Consider the following 13,508-nt stretch of genomic DNA (forward strand, 5'->3'; position numbering starts at 1 on the left):
AAAGCCCTTCACTTGTCTTTTCAAATGAAGGGTATCTGTTTTATAGCGTAATACTTTCTCCAACTTCTAATACTTTCCCTGTACAATTTTGTAGTTTTTCTACAAATTGATATGGATCCTGTTCAATAACTGGGAACGTATTGTAATGCATCGGTACAACAGTTTTCGCATGAATCCATTTTGCTGCTAAAACAGCATCTTCTGGTCCCATTGTGAAATTATCACCAATTGGTAACAACGCTATATCTATATCATTCAGTTCCCCAATTAACTTCATATCAGAGAATAGAGCCGTATCCCCTGCATGGTAAACCGTTTTCTCTTCTGCTGTAAATAAAATACCCGCTGGCATACCTGTATATGTAATCGTCTTATTTTCTTCATCAATATAACTAGAGCCGTGGAATGCTTGTGTAAACTTCACTTTTCCGAAGTCAAATTCATGTGAACCACCAATATGCATCGGATGTGTTTCTACACCTTGCCAACTTAAAAATGTCGCTAGTTCAAATGGCGCCACAACAACTGCATTATTTTTCTTCGCAAGCTCTACTGTATCTCCAACATGATCACCATGACCGTGCGATAAAAGAATTGCATCTACTTTTACATCTTCAGCCTTTAAATCTGTTTTCGGATTTCCCGTTAAAAATGGATCAATTAAAATCACTTTTCCATTCGTTTCAATCTTTACAACTGAATGCCCATGATAAGATACTTTCATTATTACATTCCTCCCCTATTCACATTCTCACTTTTTATTCTACATGATTTTTCAATTCCCTGTCTTTTCTAACATCTATTTACTTGTCATAACGCTTTCTTCCGAGGTAAAGTTATATTTGTAATTAAATATCTCGGGGGTGCCAATCGATGAATGCTAGATTAGAAAATTTAATGCAATGGCTAAAAGAAAAAAACGTAGAAGCCGCGTTCTTAACTTCTACACCAAACGTTTTCTACATGACAAACTTCCACTGTGAACCACACGAAAGACTACTTGGTATGTTTGTATTCCAAGAAAAAGAGCCTATTTTAATTTGCCCTAAAATGGAAGAAGGCCAAGCACGTAACGCTGGATGGGCACATGAAATTATCGGATTCACTGATACTGACAGACCATGGGATATGATTGCAAAAGCAATTAAAGACCGTGGCATCAATGCAAATGCAGTTGCAATTGAAAAAGAACATTTAAACGTAGAACGTTACGAAGAATTAACAAAATTATTCCCAAATGCAGCTTTCAAATCAGCAGAGGAAAAAGTTCGCGAGCTTCGTTTAATTAAGGATGAAAAAGAACTTTCTATTTTACGTGAAGCAGCTAAAATGGCAGACTATGCTGTTGAAGTTGGGGTAAATGCAATTAAAGAAAACCGTAGCGAACTAGAAGTATTAGCAATTATTGAACACGAATTAAAAACAAAAGGCATACATAAAATGTCATTTGATACGATGGTATTAGCAGGTGCTAACTCTGCTCTTCCACACGGTATTCCAGGTGCTAACAAAATGAAGCGCGGCGATTTCGTACTATTTGATTTAGGCGTAATTATTGACGGTTATTGCTCTGATATTACACGTACAGTAGCATTCGGTGAACTTTCTGAAGAACAAACTCGCATTTACAACACTGTACTTGCTGGACAACTACAAGCAGTTGAAGCATGTAAACCAGGCGTTACACTTGGCGCAATTGATAATGCTGCTCGTTCTGTTATCGCGGATGCAGGTTACGGAGACTTCTTCCCGCACCGACTTGGTCACGGACTTGGAATTAGCGTTCACGAATATCCAGATGTAAAAGAAGGCAACGATTCTCTATTAAAAGAAGGTATGGTCTTCACAATCGAACCAGGTATTTACGTACCAAACGTAGGTGGCGTTCGTATTGAAGATGATATTTACATCACAAAAGACGGATCAGAAATTTTAACGAAATTCCCGAAAGAATTACAATTTGTAAAATAAGAAAAAGGCAGCTTAATTGCTGCCTTTTTCTATTTTTCTACTACTTTAAATTTCTCTACAATCATTTGTCCTGGGTAACTTTCAAGTATGTGAGAAGACCATACTTTTATTTTATCTCCTGTTTTTAATTGATTAGATGCGTTTTTCTCCTTAAAGCTCAACACTATATCTGATGGATGTTCTTTATTCATTTGTTGTTCTATATAATGTTGCAACTCTACTTTTGTATTAAACGTTTTATCACCGACAAAAAATACCGCATCATTTCTTACTATGACATACCCTTCTTCAGGTACTTTTTTTACCTCTACTTGTTTTGTAGTACACGCTGATAATATGATTAGAAATACACTAAAAAATATATACATAGAAACTCTCATATTCCTACTCATTTTTATCCCTCACTCTATGTTTGCTATTTCCGCTTTAAAACCATCTTCTCTTCATACTTATCATCCCATTTAATCACAATCTCTATCGGTTCATCTTTAGATAGAGGCGCACAACTTACACAAGAAGATTTCATTTCAATCCTTGCTCCTTTATGAACTTCTGACGTTTCTGTCATTGTACTAAAGGTCCCATGAATAGAAATCTCCAAATTTTTAAATTCTGTATTTCCATCTTCACTGTCATCCTTAATATGCCCTTTATATTGCCCCGTCCAACTTTTGCTCTCGCTAGAAAAAGTAACATACGAAATCGAACAACTTCCTAAAAAGAAAATACTTATAAAAAAGAATAATGCTCTCTTCATAATGCCCTCCATTCAAAAGCACTTATTTATCCCGCAGTAACGGGCAGTAAGACCCCAACCTCAAAATTCGGTGAAAGCAAAGAAGTTAGTTGGGGGATGAACCCCCACTGATTAAAGCTTCACTTTATTGTCTATTTCTTCCTTTTATTATATTATTAAAATGCAGAATTTTCTAAAATAGGAGGTTTATATGTTACAACAACAGTTAGAAGAAATTCGTAATAATAATTACATACTGGACAACACAATTCATATTGATTCTTTAAGTTCCAATATGCTTGAACATATCGGTGTTACTGATAGTTATTTAAGGGATAAACTTATTTACTCTACTTTTTATCATCTCATCAAGAAGGGCTATATTTCACACTCACACTTGCAGAAACTATTATTAGAAAGCATCAGTGATAAATATTTATTGTATAAGATTCATTCGGATGACGAAGATGCGGTATTTACCCGTGCATTTACGACATTATTAATTGCGCTCATTATTGATGCGGATACAAATCATAATTTTTTATCACAGACTGATATATTAAATGTAAAAGATCAATTAATTTTATATATGAACAAAGAGCACGACTTACGAGGCTATGTCCAAGAACGTGGCTGGGCGCATAGTGTCGCTCATGCTTCCGATACATTTGAAGCGCTTGTGAATAGTCCTAAACTGGAAAATTTATATTACGAAGAAATATTACAAACTTTATTAAACAAAGTTTGTGTTCATTCCATCTATTACAAATACGAAGAAGATGAGCGTCTCGTTTATCCAATTGTCGCAATGCTGCAAAATGGCCTAAAGGAAGAAGTACTCATATTAGCCCTTCGTGATTTAGCAACTCAATTACAAGTTCAAAAATCAACGCTACATATTGAATCATACGAATTTCTATACGGAAATATAAAAGCTTTCTTACGTAGCTTATTTTTCAGATTACGTACAATATCTATATGTAAGGAAACTGAATACGAAATTGAAAAATTACTACAAGGACTTCGCCAATATTACTAAAAAAGAAGGCCCTTTAAAAAGTGCCTTCTTCTATTTCACTAATATTTAATTGAAATTTTACGATCCAAACTGAGAAAAGGTGGACAAGAAGCGCAAACGCCATACATGCTCCGCTTAAAAAAGTTAGTATAGGATGCGAATACACGTGCCCTAATCCATAGGATATCGCCACGAAAAACATTGTTATGTAAATATAAATTGCTCCATGTATTTGCCTCATATAAACCTCCTTTTCCCATATTATAACATAAATTTTCTGATTATTCACATTAATTACTTGTAATCAATATTTCTCAACTGTTACACCTCTAACAGCAACCTTAATATACGGTAACCCTTGTAAACTTTGTAAATCCTCTATTTTTCCTGTTACGACTACACCGTATATTGGTAGGTCTTTTCATTATAGTTTGTCCTAAAATGCTCTTGAAATCCCCCTTTATTTTCACTTAAAAATATCTAAATACAGCTTTTCTTTTTTAAAATTTTGCATAATAAAAAGCACATCTATTTTAATGTGCTTCTCCAAAAAACACTATTCTATTATTTCATCGCTTCCTTCACAACATCTTGAATCATAACAACTTCTGTTTTCATATCAACAGACGGTGCTTCTTCATCAATACACTCATACCAAAACGCTACATGCTTTTTATCAATTTCATGATGAGAATTTTCGACAAGAGCCCCGCCTTCTCCTTGCATAGAATACCAATATAAGTATTCTTCTCCATCTCTTATTTCCCGGAAAATTGTCTCTACGTACATTTTCTCGTCGTTTAGTGTCAACAGCACTTCTTTCATATTGTCATTAAGAAGCTGCATCCATTCATCTACACGATGACTTTTACCTTTTTTCACTTTAAATCTCGTTAACTCCACATTCATTTTCATTCCCCCATTCTCTTACGTACAAACAAACCATATTCTATTGGATGATGAAAACTTAATTTACTAGCTAATTTTTGCGAAGGAATATTGTCTACATAACAATCCCAACACGGTGTAATATCATTTTGTATACAATGTTCAATGAAACGTGTTGCGACAGCTTGAGCTAACCCTTTCCCTTGATACGCTTCATGCGTCACGATATCAATTTCAGCAAATCCATTCCCACTAAATATCGAAACACATTCCGCTACAGTCATCCCATTTTGTTCTATTCAAAATCCAAAACCATCATTCAAAAATGCTTCATTTGATCCCCAATATTCTTTATAATACGCCTGTGTAAATTCATTACTTCGTTCTATATCTCTTCTATCAATACGCTTCACTTCATATGTATTTTTGTTACAATCTCGCTTTCTCTCTTCAAAGGTTACTCTTTGAAATTTCATTCGCGGGATTTTCCGAAGCACATTACTAAAACGCTCTTCTAACATCATTTCCCATTCTTCACTTGAAGTGAACAATGTAAATCTCTTCTCTGTTTTTTCAATGGCCGTTTTTATATACGAAAATACATCTTCGTTATAACTTTTCTCTTGCGTATTACCAAATAAATAATAAATGCCATTAGCTGTGATAATTAGTCCTGCTGTTAACTCCTCGTTTGCAAAAACCCTACCATCTATCGTTTGATCACATACTGCATAAGCAAAAGTTGTGGTTCTTGTATTACTTTCTAAAATCGAAAGTATTTTTCTATACTGGGCTACAGATAATTCCCTCATAATTGCTCCACTATAATCGTATCAGCCTCTATATTTTCAAAACAAAGATTTACAGTTCTCTTGAATGCTCTCGTTCTATGAATCGTACATGCTGGAATTAAGATAGAATCATTCGGCTTTAAAACCGCTGTTTCTCCGTCTTGAAAATCGATAAGTAATTCTCCCTCTAACACAATAAATAACTCATCCGAATTAGAATGATAGTGCCAATCATATTCACCAGTAAATACAGCGATTCGTAAGCAATGACTATTTACATTTGAAACGACGAAGTTTTTATGTTGATCTTGAATGCCCTTTGTTAATTCGATTAAATTCACAGTTTCCATCTTTCGTCTCATCCTTTCATTAGTCGTTCTTCTGAAAAAACAACTTAGTCTCCTCCACCTCCGCAATCTCCTCCACCATCACTTGAGCTGCTACAATCGTTGCTACTGTAGTCACCAAATCCACTTGATGAACTTGAAGCGTATGAAGATTTCTTTCTCTTTTTTCTTTTCCTATCCCTCTTACTTTCATGACTAGGCCATACTGTATCAAAGAATATAACGAATAAAACTAATTCTATTACGGCAAGTATAACCTCTAAAATACTCTCAATAATATTCGGGGTTATCCCAAAACTGTAAAGCACCCCAAATGAACCCATACACAAAATCACATACAGAACCATACAAACATACCGAAACGTTTTTTCTATCATAATGACTATTTTTTTTGAAGTTGGAATGTTCTGTTCCTGTTTTTTCTTTATATATTTTTGCCTCTTAGCTTGCTTTTTCTTCTTATTTTTTCTCCCCATTGAACCCCCTCTTTTTATTTTATAATTCTAAATTATCACAACTAATATCTATTAACATCAATAAGTAACAATTTTTTACATATTATTCCCTAAAAAAAGACCCTCCTCATAAGAGGAAGGTCTCTAATGTATCTCTATTATGATAAAGCAGGAGCTTTTTCAAGAAGCTCTTTTGCATCAGCGTATTGTAAGCCGTGTGCTTCTGCAACTGCTTCGAATGTTACATATCCATCTAATGTGTTAATACCTTTTAGTAATGCAGAATTGCCTAAGCAAGCGTCTTTATAGCCTTTGTTAGCAATTTGTACTGCATACGGTACTGTTACGTTTGTTAATGCAAGAGTTGATGTACGTGGAACCGCACCTGGCATATTTGCAACTGCATAATGAACAACGCCATGTTTTTCGTAAGTTGGGTTGTCATGAGTTGTAATACGGTCAGTTGTTTCGAAAATACCACCTTGGTCAATCGCAATATCTACAACGACAGAACCTGGTTCCATTGATTGAATCATTTCTTCTGTTACAAGTTTTGGCGCTTTTGCACCTGGAATTAATACCGCACCAATAACAAGATCAGATTCTCTTACTGCTTCTGCAATGTTGTAAGGATTAGACATTAACGTTTTTACTTGGTTACCGAAAATGTCATCTAATTGACGAAGACGTTCTGCACTTAAGTCGATGATTGTTACATCTGCACCTAAACCTACTGCAATCTTCGCTGCGTTTGTACCAGCTTGACCACCACCGATAACTGTTACTTTTCCGCGTTTCACCCCTGGAACGCCTGCAAGTAAAATACCTTTACCACCTTTGTTTTTCTCAAGGAACTGTGCACCGATTTGTGCAGACATACGACCAGCTACTTCACTCATAGGTGCAAGTAATGGTAAAGAACGATTGTCTAATTGTACTGTTTCGTATGCAATTGATACCACTTTGTTATCAATTAATGCTTTCGTTAATTCTGGTTCTGGAGCTAAGTGTAAGTATGTGAATAAAATTAAACCTTCGCGGAAATTACCGTATTCACTTGCAACTGGCTCTTTTACCTTCATAACCATATCTTGGTTCCATGCTTCTTCAGCAGTTTCAACAAGTTTCGCACCAGCTTGTACGTATTCTTCATCTGTAAAGCCAGATCCTAAACCTGCTCCTTTTTGAACAAAAACTTCATGACCATTTTGTACTAAATGTACTGCTCCCGCTGGCGTCATTGCCACACGGTTTTCATTGTTTTTAATTTCTGTTGGAATACCGATACGCATTATTAGTTCCCCCTTGAGTTATGAAATGACCCCTGAATCATTTTTTAAAGCGCTTTCTACGCCCTTATATTCTAACATAATATCTCAATATTTGACAAAAAAATAACACAAGTTTTCCGATAGATTTAATATTACATGAAAGGACAGTATTATCCGCATCTCTTAGTATGAAGGATAAACTGTCCAATTATTTAAAACTCCATTTTATTTTGTTCTATCGATGTCTATGAATAACATCCACTGCACCAGTCACTTCAATAATTGTACCGGTAATCATATCGGAATCGTCCTCACATAAAAACGAAATCGTTCTTGCGATATCTTCACCTGTTCCAGATCTACCAATTGGTGTGTTATGACTTTTCAGCTGGCGTGCTTCTTGAATTGTCGCCTCTTTCATTTCACCAATAATATCACCAGGACATACCATGTTCGCAGTAATACCGTATTCCGCTTCTTCGTAAGCAACTGTTTTCGTTAATGAAACAAGTCCTACTTTTGCTGCCGCGAAAGCTGAGCGATAAATCCATCCCGGTGCACTATCTGCCCCTTGAAATCCGTAATTAATAATACGGCCAAAGTTCTGTTTTCTCATGACCGGAACGACAAGTTTTAATAAATGAAATACCGCTGTTAAATTGCCGTGAATCATTTCATTCCATTCTTCTTCTTCATAATCGACTAACTTTTTCCGTTCAAATACATATGGACCAGCATTATTAATTAAAAAGTCAATTTTGCCAAAACGGCTCATCGCTTCTTCTACTATTTTATGTAAATCTTCCTTTTTCGTGACATCCGCTTGCACGAATTGTAGACGCTCTTCCATATTTTTATATGTTTCTTTCATCGTTTCCATAGCCGTTATATCGCTATGATATGTTACTGTTACTGAATAGCCTTTAGCCAATAATTTTTCTGTTACTTGCTTTCCTAAACCTTTCGTACCGGCTGTAATGAGCGCATGTCTCACAAAACTGCCCCCTTTTAAATTGCTATAGTTCATATGTAACAAGTTCTCGCACCAATTACAACTAAAATGAATTAAAACAAAGTTTTCAAAATTCTGTAACGTTTCCGACAAGCACATTACCAAAATTTGTTTTATAATAAAGTTGTAAAAGGTAATAAAAATGATTGGGAGGAATTTACTATGAATAATACATATACAAATATTTTAATCGCGGTGGACGGTTCTAAAGAAGCAGAAAAAGCCTTTAAAAAAGCAATTCAAGTCGCAAAACGAAACAATGCAACATTAACAATTGCTCATATCGTTGATGTAAAAGCATACTCAGCAGTAGAAGCTTATAGCCGCGCAATTGCTGAACGTGCAAATCTATTTGCAGAAGACTTATTAGAAGACTACAAAAAAACTGCGCTTGAAGCTGGCCTTGAAAAAATTGAAACTGTATTAGAATTTGGTAATCCTAAATCTAAAATTTCAAAAGAAATCGCTCCAAACCATAAAGTAGATTTAATTATGTGTGGTGCAACTGGTTTAAATGCTGTTGAACGTTTCCTAATTGGTAGCGTCTCTGAACATATTATTCGCTATGCGAAATGCGATGTCCTTGTTGTTCGTGGTGATGAGGAACAAGGTGAGCTTTAATTTATAGATAAAACACCAAGCCCACATGGGCTTGGTGTTTTTCATTTCACATACTTCACTATAAATACAAGACAAACAACCACAACAACTGCAACTGCCAGCACATATGGCGGTAAGAACTTCAAAGACCATAATGCCATCATGATCGTCGCAACCGTTAAGTACGTTTGCTTTGCATCTTCTTTCATTTTTTTACGAAGCAAGAACACATACAAATAACCGATTGGCGGCGTGATAAAGCAAAGAACATATATAATTTTAGACTTCAAATACCATTTTTGTTCTCCGAGTTTTTGTATATCTTCTTCTATTCTCCTATGCTCTCGTTCTCTTGCTTCTTCTACAAGAGGATCTTCCTCTTCTCCTCGCTTCTCTTTCATATAAGGAAGAAAATGCATGAAAAAATAGTATGCAAATACGAACGCTCCAAAACCAATATTTAATCTTTCTAATGGAATATGCTCACTAAAAAAAGCAGCAGTAAGCACTAAAGATAAACAGTACGTCATCATCCAAAATGAACGTTTTCTCTTTTTCCGTTCCATTTCTTTTTTGCCTTGTATATCTTTTCTTTTCGAAAGCCATATAGAAATAAAGCAATCTACTACAAATAGAGCAAAAATAAATATCGCAACGTGTACTGTTTCTACATCCTCAAATGAAAAGATATTTGGGAATGCAACATGTAATACAATTAATGTGTACAAAATTAGCCCTATAAAATAAATACGTCTCATTTTCCATCCCTTTCTTATTTCCTAACATTACGTTAACATACATTTTTTAGAAATAGACGGACAAAATATATGTGTGTAAAAAAGGAGGATGCTACATGGATGATTCTGAACGTATTATTTTAGATGTGAATGGGAAAGAAATCGAAATGTTAGATACGATTCGTACACATTTTAAAGAGACACATGGAATTGAACTAAGTAACGGTGCATTACTGCGAGATTTGATGGATATTGAGTATATTCGAATTACGGAAGATCGACATAAGTATGATTAAGCGATGAAATTTTAAGCCTAGAACAGACTGTTCTAGGCTTAATTACATTCCCACTAAAAATGTTATAATTAGGAAAAATACGTGTGGAGGATACCAAAATATGAAATCTGAAAATATCTCAAAGCATTTTCATACATTACATGTACAAAGAAGCCAGTTCCTTCCTCATCTCCATTCACTATCTCAAGAACAACTATGGTATCGCCCGCAGAATGGAAAATGGTCTATTGGGGAGCATTTTTATCACTTATATTTAATTGCAAATATGCTCAAAGTAGCAATTAAATTCTCGTTTACCCTTATCCCTTATGCAAAGCTAAGAAAAAACGTCCCATTTGCCACTGAAATACATGACATTTATGCCGAATATAAAGAAAAGCATGGCAAAGGAATGAAAGCACCTTGGATTTTAATCCCTTCAAAAAAAGTCTATCAATCTATGAATGTAACTCAATTAGAAGAATTACTTACACGTGAAACAAATGAAATAAAAAAACTCATTCAAAATATAGAAGAAAATATTGCAGGGCATATCGTATTTTTAGATCCAATTGCTCACTATCCTAATTTGATTCAATCTATTCAACTATTAGCCATACATGAGAAACATCATTTTATGATTATGGAATGATAAATACTCCTGTAAAAATCTAAATACAAAAAGGTAAGGTACTTTCTATAAAAAGCACCTTACCTTCTATCTCATACATCATTTAATTCCTACAAACTCTCCAACTAACCCCTTCGCCTTCTCCAAAGTTTTTTCAATTTGCTCAAACCCAGTCCCGCCAGCACTGTTACGGCGCTTTACAGCAGCATACGGCGAAAGAACTTCATACAAATCTTCTTCAAATAACGAACTCATTTCTTTATACGTTTCAAATGGTACATCTAATAAATAAATTCCTTTTTGTGTGCAATGTAGAACTAACTTCCCAACAATTTCATGAGCTTGACGGAATGGCAGTCCTTTACTTGCTAAGTAGTCCGCAATTTCTGTTGCGTTAGAGAAATCTTGGGTCACAGCTTGCCCCATTTTTTCTTGGTTTACAGTCATCGTTTCCAGCATGCCTGCCATAATATGAAGGCATCCTTCTACTGTTTTTACTGTATCAAACATTCCTTCTTTATCTTCTTGTAAGTCTTTATTGTACGCGAGCGGTAATCCTTTCATTACTGTAAGTAAACTGAATAAATTACCGTATACTCTGCCTGTTTTACCGCGGATTAGTTCCGCCATATCCGGATTTTTCTTTTGCGGCATAATACTGCTTCCCGTTGCGTATTGATCGCTCATTTCAATAAATTGAAACTCTTGGCTACTCCATAAAATAAGTTCTTCGCAAAAGCGTGATAAGTGCATCATGAGCATAGATGAGTTACTTAAAAACTCCAGTATGAAATCACGATCGCTTACCGCATCTAAACTATTTTCATAGATGCCATTAAATCCGAGAAGCTCCGCACTATATTCTCGGTCAATCGGGAATGTCGTCCCAGCTAACGCTCCTGCTCCGAGTGGTGAAATGTTAATGCGTTTTAACGAATCTTCATAACGATTCACATCGCGCTCTAACATCCAAAAGTAAGCAAGAATATGATGTGCAAATGATATAGGCTGCGCACGTTGCAAGTGCGTATAGCCAGGCATAATTGTTTCAATATTATTTTCTGCTTGATGAACAAGAACAGTTTGCAATTGTTTTGTAGCTTTTATAATATCTTCTACCTTTTCTTTTATATACAAATGCATATCTGTTGCCACTTGGTCGTTACGGCTTCGGCCTGTATGAAGTTTCCCTCCCACTTCACCGATTTTTTCAATTAACATCTTTTCAATGTTTAAATGAATGTCCTCAGCTTCAACTGAGAAATGTAACTTATTTTGTTTCGCTTCTTCTAATAAATATTGAAGACCTAGCTTTATTTTCTCGGCTTCTTCTTTCGTAACGATCCCTTGCTTTGCTAGCATCGTTACGTGTGCAATACTCCCATTTATATCTTGATTGACTAATTGTTGATCGAAGAAGATGGACGCTCCAAACTCTTCAACCCACGCTTCCGCTTCTTCTGTAAAACGTCCGCCCCAAAGTTTGCTCACGCTTCCACCTTCTTTTGATTCACTTGACTGTATACTTTCGTCGGTAAACCGAATAATGAAATGAATCCAACTGCTGCATCATGATTAAATTCATCCTGGGCAGTATACGTAGCTAATTTCTCATCATATAACGAGTATTCAGATTTACGCCCTTCTACAATCGCATGACCTTTAAATAATTTCACACGCACTGTACCTGTTACATGCTTTTGCGTTTCTTGTAAAAATGCATGAAGCGCTTGTTTTAAAGGAGAGAACCATAAGCCATTATAAATAAGTTCCGTTATTTTCTGTTCAATCACCGGTTTAAAATGTGCTACTTCTTTCACGTGTGTTAAATCTTCCAACTCTTTATGCGCTGTAATTAACGTCATTGCTGCTGGGCATTCGTATACTTCACGAGATTTAATACCGACAAGACGATTTTCTACGTGATCGATACGTCCAACGCCATGTTTTCCAGCAAGGGCATTTAACGTTTTAATTAGTTCTGACAGTGAATATGAAGTGCCATTTAAAGTCGTCGGTACTCCTGCTTCAAATCCAATTTCTACAAACTCTGGTTTATTCGGTGTATCTTCTAATGCTAATGTCATTTCGTATGCATCTTCTGGCGGCGCTGCCCATGGATCTTCTAAAATTCCACATTCGTTGCTGCGTCCCCATAAGTTTTGATCGATTGAGAATGGGCTATCTAAATTAATTGGAATTGGTACATCGTTTTCTTTTGCATATGCAATTTCTTCTTCACGTGACCACTTCCATTCACGTACAGGCGCAATCACTTCTAAATATGGATTCAATGCTTGAATAGAAACTTCAAAACGAACTTGGTCATTCCCTTTCCCTGTACATCCGTGTGCAACTGCAGTTGCGCCTTCTTGTTCTGCGATTTCTACTAATTTTTTCGCAATAAGTGGACGAGATAATGCAGAGACAAGAGGATATTTCCCTTCGTATAACGTGTGTGCTTGCATCGCCATCAATGCATATTCATTCGCGAATTCTTCTTGAACATCAATCATATACGATTTAATTGCACCTACTGAAAGTGCTTTTTCTTTTACAAACGCTAAGTCTTTTCCTTCCCCTAAATCTAAACAAAGCGCGATAATATCATAATTCTTCTCTTGTAACCATTTAATTGCAACGGAAGTATCAAGACCTCCGGAATATGCTAATACAACTTTTTTCTTCTCCATTTTACATCCCCCTAAAGAATAAATATTCATTATTTCTTATAATAATTCAAACTTTAACACCTTTCATAAAATGAATCAAGGGG

The 13,508-nt window shown here is 35.5% G+C and carries 17 protein-coding genes and 2 pseudogenes; 5 read left to right on the forward strand and 14 right to left on the reverse strand.

The features are described from left to right. Nucleotides 1-40: 40 nt before the first annotated feature. Complete coding sequence (locus G9F74_RS10440; RefSeq protein ID WP_016109181.1) at nucleotides 41-724, reverse strand: metal-dependent hydrolase; 684 nt, start codon at nucleotides 722-724, stop codon at nucleotides 41-43. Nucleotides 725-873: 149 nt separating this feature from the next. On the opposite strand from G9F74_RS10440, the gene pepQ reads away from it, so the two are divergent. Beyond that, on the forward strand, nucleotides 874-1,971 hold the full coding sequence (pepQ, locus tag G9F74_RS10445; protein ID WP_000994035.1) for a Xaa-Pro dipeptidase: 1,098 nt from the start codon (nucleotides 874-876) through the stop codon (nucleotides 1,969-1,971). A gap of 29 nt (nucleotides 1,972-2,000) precedes the next feature. Here pepQ and G9F74_RS10450 read toward each other — a convergent pair whose 3' ends face one another. Both G9F74_RS10450 and G9F74_RS10455 read right to left on the reverse strand, forming a co-directional pair. Then, on the reverse strand, nucleotides 2,001-2,363 hold the full coding sequence (locus G9F74_RS10450) for a DUF3221 domain-containing protein (protein WP_016109182.1): 363 nt from the start codon (nucleotides 2,361-2,363) through the stop codon (nucleotides 2,001-2,003). Nucleotides 2,364-2,386: 23 nt separating this feature from the next. Beyond that, the gene (locus G9F74_RS10455) at nucleotides 2,387-2,740 is read right to left on the reverse strand and encodes a hypothetical protein (RefSeq protein WP_131202368.1); all 354 of its coding nucleotides are present in this window, start codon (nucleotides 2,738-2,740) and stop codon (nucleotides 2,387-2,389) included. Between the two features lie 178 nt (nucleotides 2,741-2,918). Between G9F74_RS10455 and G9F74_RS10460 the strand changes: the two genes are divergently transcribed. Further along, nucleotides 2,919-3,746 carry a DUF2785 domain-containing protein gene (locus G9F74_RS10460; protein ID WP_000941466.1) on the forward strand — a complete coding sequence of 276 codons (828 nt, stop codon included), beginning with the start codon at nucleotides 2,919-2,921 and terminating at the stop codon, nucleotides 3,744-3,746. Between the two features lie 13 nt (nucleotides 3,747-3,759). Here G9F74_RS10460 and G9F74_RS10465 read toward each other — a convergent pair whose 3' ends face one another. From G9F74_RS10465 to G9F74_RS10495, 8 genes and pseudogenes are all read right to left on the reverse strand, one after another. Beyond that, entirely contained in the window at nucleotides 3,760-3,966 is a 207-nt protein-coding gene (locus G9F74_RS10465) for a hypothetical protein (protein WP_001248905.1), read from the reverse strand. Between the two features lie 63 nt (nucleotides 3,967-4,029). Beyond that, a pseudogene (locus G9F74_RS30670) lies at nucleotides 4,030-4,146 on the reverse strand (anti sigma factor C-terminal domain-containing protein); the annotation flags it as partial. Nucleotides 4,147-4,289: 143 nt separating this feature from the next. Further along, nucleotides 4,290-4,634: a DUF6176 family protein gene (locus tag G9F74_RS10470; RefSeq protein WP_016109184.1), complete on the reverse strand. Its 345-nt coding sequence runs from the start codon at nucleotides 4,632-4,634 to the stop codon at nucleotides 4,290-4,292. A 2-nt stretch (nucleotides 4,635-4,636) separates the two neighbouring features. Continuing rightward, nucleotides 4,637-5,425: pseudogene (locus G9F74_RS10475) on the reverse strand (GNAT family N-acetyltransferase). Beyond that, a complete protein-coding gene (locus tag G9F74_RS10480) occupies nucleotides 5,422-5,754 on the reverse strand; it encodes a cupin domain-containing protein (protein ID WP_000450949.1) in 333 nt (110 codons plus the stop codon). Before G9F74_RS10480 ends, G9F74_RS10475 begins: the two are co-directional and overlap by 4 nt. 44 nt (nucleotides 5,755-5,798) lie before the next feature. After that, the gene (locus G9F74_RS10485; protein WP_016109187.1) at nucleotides 5,799-6,227 is read right to left on the reverse strand and encodes a hypothetical protein; all 429 of its coding nucleotides are present in this window, start codon (nucleotides 6,225-6,227) and stop codon (nucleotides 5,799-5,801) included. Between the two features lie 137 nt (nucleotides 6,228-6,364). Then, the gene (gene ald, locus G9F74_RS10490) at nucleotides 6,365-7,498 is read right to left on the reverse strand and encodes an alanine dehydrogenase (protein ID WP_001219395.1); all 1,134 of its coding nucleotides are present in this window, start codon (nucleotides 7,496-7,498) and stop codon (nucleotides 6,365-6,367) included. Nucleotides 7,499-7,712: 214 nt separating this feature from the next. Next, a complete protein-coding gene (locus tag G9F74_RS10495; RefSeq protein WP_016109188.1) occupies nucleotides 7,713-8,504 on the reverse strand; it encodes an SDR family oxidoreductase in 792 nt (263 codons plus the stop codon). Between the two features lie 147 nt (nucleotides 8,505-8,651). Between G9F74_RS10495 and G9F74_RS10500 the strand changes: the two genes are divergently transcribed. Continuing rightward, a complete protein-coding gene (locus G9F74_RS10500; protein ID WP_001066673.1) occupies nucleotides 8,652-9,110 on the forward strand; it encodes a universal stress protein in 459 nt (152 codons plus the stop codon). Nucleotides 9,111-9,151: 41 nt separating this feature from the next. Here the strand turns inward: G9F74_RS10500 and G9F74_RS10505 are convergent, their stop codons facing one another. Further along, complete coding sequence (locus G9F74_RS10505; protein ID WP_016109189.1) at nucleotides 9,152-9,847, reverse strand: hypothetical protein; 696 nt, start codon at nucleotides 9,845-9,847, stop codon at nucleotides 9,152-9,154. 95 nt (nucleotides 9,848-9,942) lie between these two features. Here G9F74_RS10505 and G9F74_RS10510 point away from each other — a divergent pair, with 95 nt between their 5' ends. Both G9F74_RS10510 and G9F74_RS10515 read left to right on the forward strand, forming a co-directional pair. Beyond that, entirely contained in the window at nucleotides 9,943-10,122 is a 180-nt protein-coding gene (locus tag G9F74_RS10510) for a hypothetical protein (RefSeq protein ID WP_000342762.1), read from the forward strand. Nucleotides 10,123-10,222: 100 nt separating this feature from the next. Then, nucleotides 10,223-10,753, forward strand: coding sequence for a DinB family protein (locus G9F74_RS10515; protein WP_016109190.1), 531 nt, complete (start codon nucleotides 10,223-10,225; stop codon nucleotides 10,751-10,753). Between the two features lie 78 nt (nucleotides 10,754-10,831). On the opposite strand, the gene argH is transcribed toward G9F74_RS10515, so the two are convergent. Both argH and G9F74_RS10525 read right to left on the reverse strand, forming a co-directional pair. Then, nucleotides 10,832-12,223, reverse strand: coding sequence for an argininosuccinate lyase (gene argH / locus G9F74_RS10520; RefSeq protein ID WP_016109191.1), 1,392 nt, complete (start codon nucleotides 12,221-12,223; stop codon nucleotides 10,832-10,834). After that, the gene (locus tag G9F74_RS10525; protein ID WP_000412319.1) at nucleotides 12,220-13,425 is read right to left on the reverse strand and encodes an argininosuccinate synthase; all 1,206 of its coding nucleotides are present in this window, start codon (nucleotides 13,423-13,425) and stop codon (nucleotides 12,220-12,222) included. Before G9F74_RS10525 ends, argH begins: the two co-directional genes overlap by 4 nt. Nucleotides 13,426-13,508: the final 83 nt, after the last annotated feature.

The organism is Bacillus sp. EKM202B (assembly GCF_011066025.1).
Classification (GTDB): Bacteria; Bacillota; Bacilli; order Bacillales; family Bacillaceae_G; genus Bacillus_A; species Bacillus_A toyonensis.

Coding starts and splice junctions, on each gene's coding strand:
- G9F74_RS10440 (WP_016109181.1), bottom strand. CDS start 724: ATGAAAGTATCTTATCATGGGCATTCAGTTGTAAAGATTGAAACGAAT.
- pepQ (WP_000994035.1), top strand. CDS start 874: ATGAATGCTAGATTAGAAAATTTAATGCAATGGCTAAAAGAAAAAAAC.
- G9F74_RS10450 (WP_016109182.1), bottom strand. CDS start 2,363: ATGAGTAGGAATATGAGAGTTTCTATGTATATATTTTTTAGTGTATTT.
- G9F74_RS10455 (WP_131202368.1), bottom strand. CDS start 2,740: ATGGAGGGCATTATGAAGAGAGCATTATTCTTTTTTATAAGTATTTTC.
- G9F74_RS10460 (WP_000941466.1), top strand. CDS start 2,919: ATGTTACAACAACAGTTAGAAGAAATTCGTAATAATAATTACATACTG.
- G9F74_RS10465 (WP_001248905.1), bottom strand. CDS start 3,966: ATGAGGCAAATACATGGAGCAATTTATATTTACATAACAATGTTTTTC.
- G9F74_RS10470 (WP_016109184.1), bottom strand. CDS start 4,634: ATGAATGTGGAGTTAACGAGATTTAAAGTGAAAAAAGGTAAAAGTCAT.
- G9F74_RS10480 (WP_000450949.1), bottom strand. CDS start 5,754: ATGGAAACTGTGAATTTAATCGAATTAACAAAGGGCATTCAAGATCAA.
- G9F74_RS10485 (WP_016109187.1), bottom strand. CDS start 6,227: ATGGGGAGAAAAAATAAGAAGAAAAAGCAAGCTAAGAGGCAAAAATAT.
- ald (WP_001219395.1), bottom strand. CDS start 7,498: ATGCGTATCGGTATTCCAACAGAAATTAAAAACAATGAAAACCGTGTG.
- G9F74_RS10495 (WP_016109188.1), bottom strand. CDS start 8,504: ATGAACTATAGCAATTTAAAAGGGGGCAGTTTTGTGAGACATGCGCTC.
- G9F74_RS10500 (WP_001066673.1), top strand. CDS start 8,652: ATGAATAATACATATACAAATATTTTAATCGCGGTGGACGGTTCTAAA.
- G9F74_RS10505 (WP_016109189.1), bottom strand. CDS start 9,847: ATGAGACGTATTTATTTTATAGGGCTAATTTTGTACACATTAATTGTA.
- G9F74_RS10510 (WP_000342762.1), top strand. CDS start 9,943: ATGGATGATTCTGAACGTATTATTTTAGATGTGAATGGGAAAGAAATC.
- G9F74_RS10515 (WP_016109190.1), top strand. CDS start 10,223: ATGAAATCTGAAAATATCTCAAAGCATTTTCATACATTACATGTACAA.
- G9F74_RS10525 (WP_000412319.1), bottom strand. CDS start 13,425: ATGGAGAAGAAAAAAGTTGTATTAGCATATTCCGGAGGTCTTGATACT.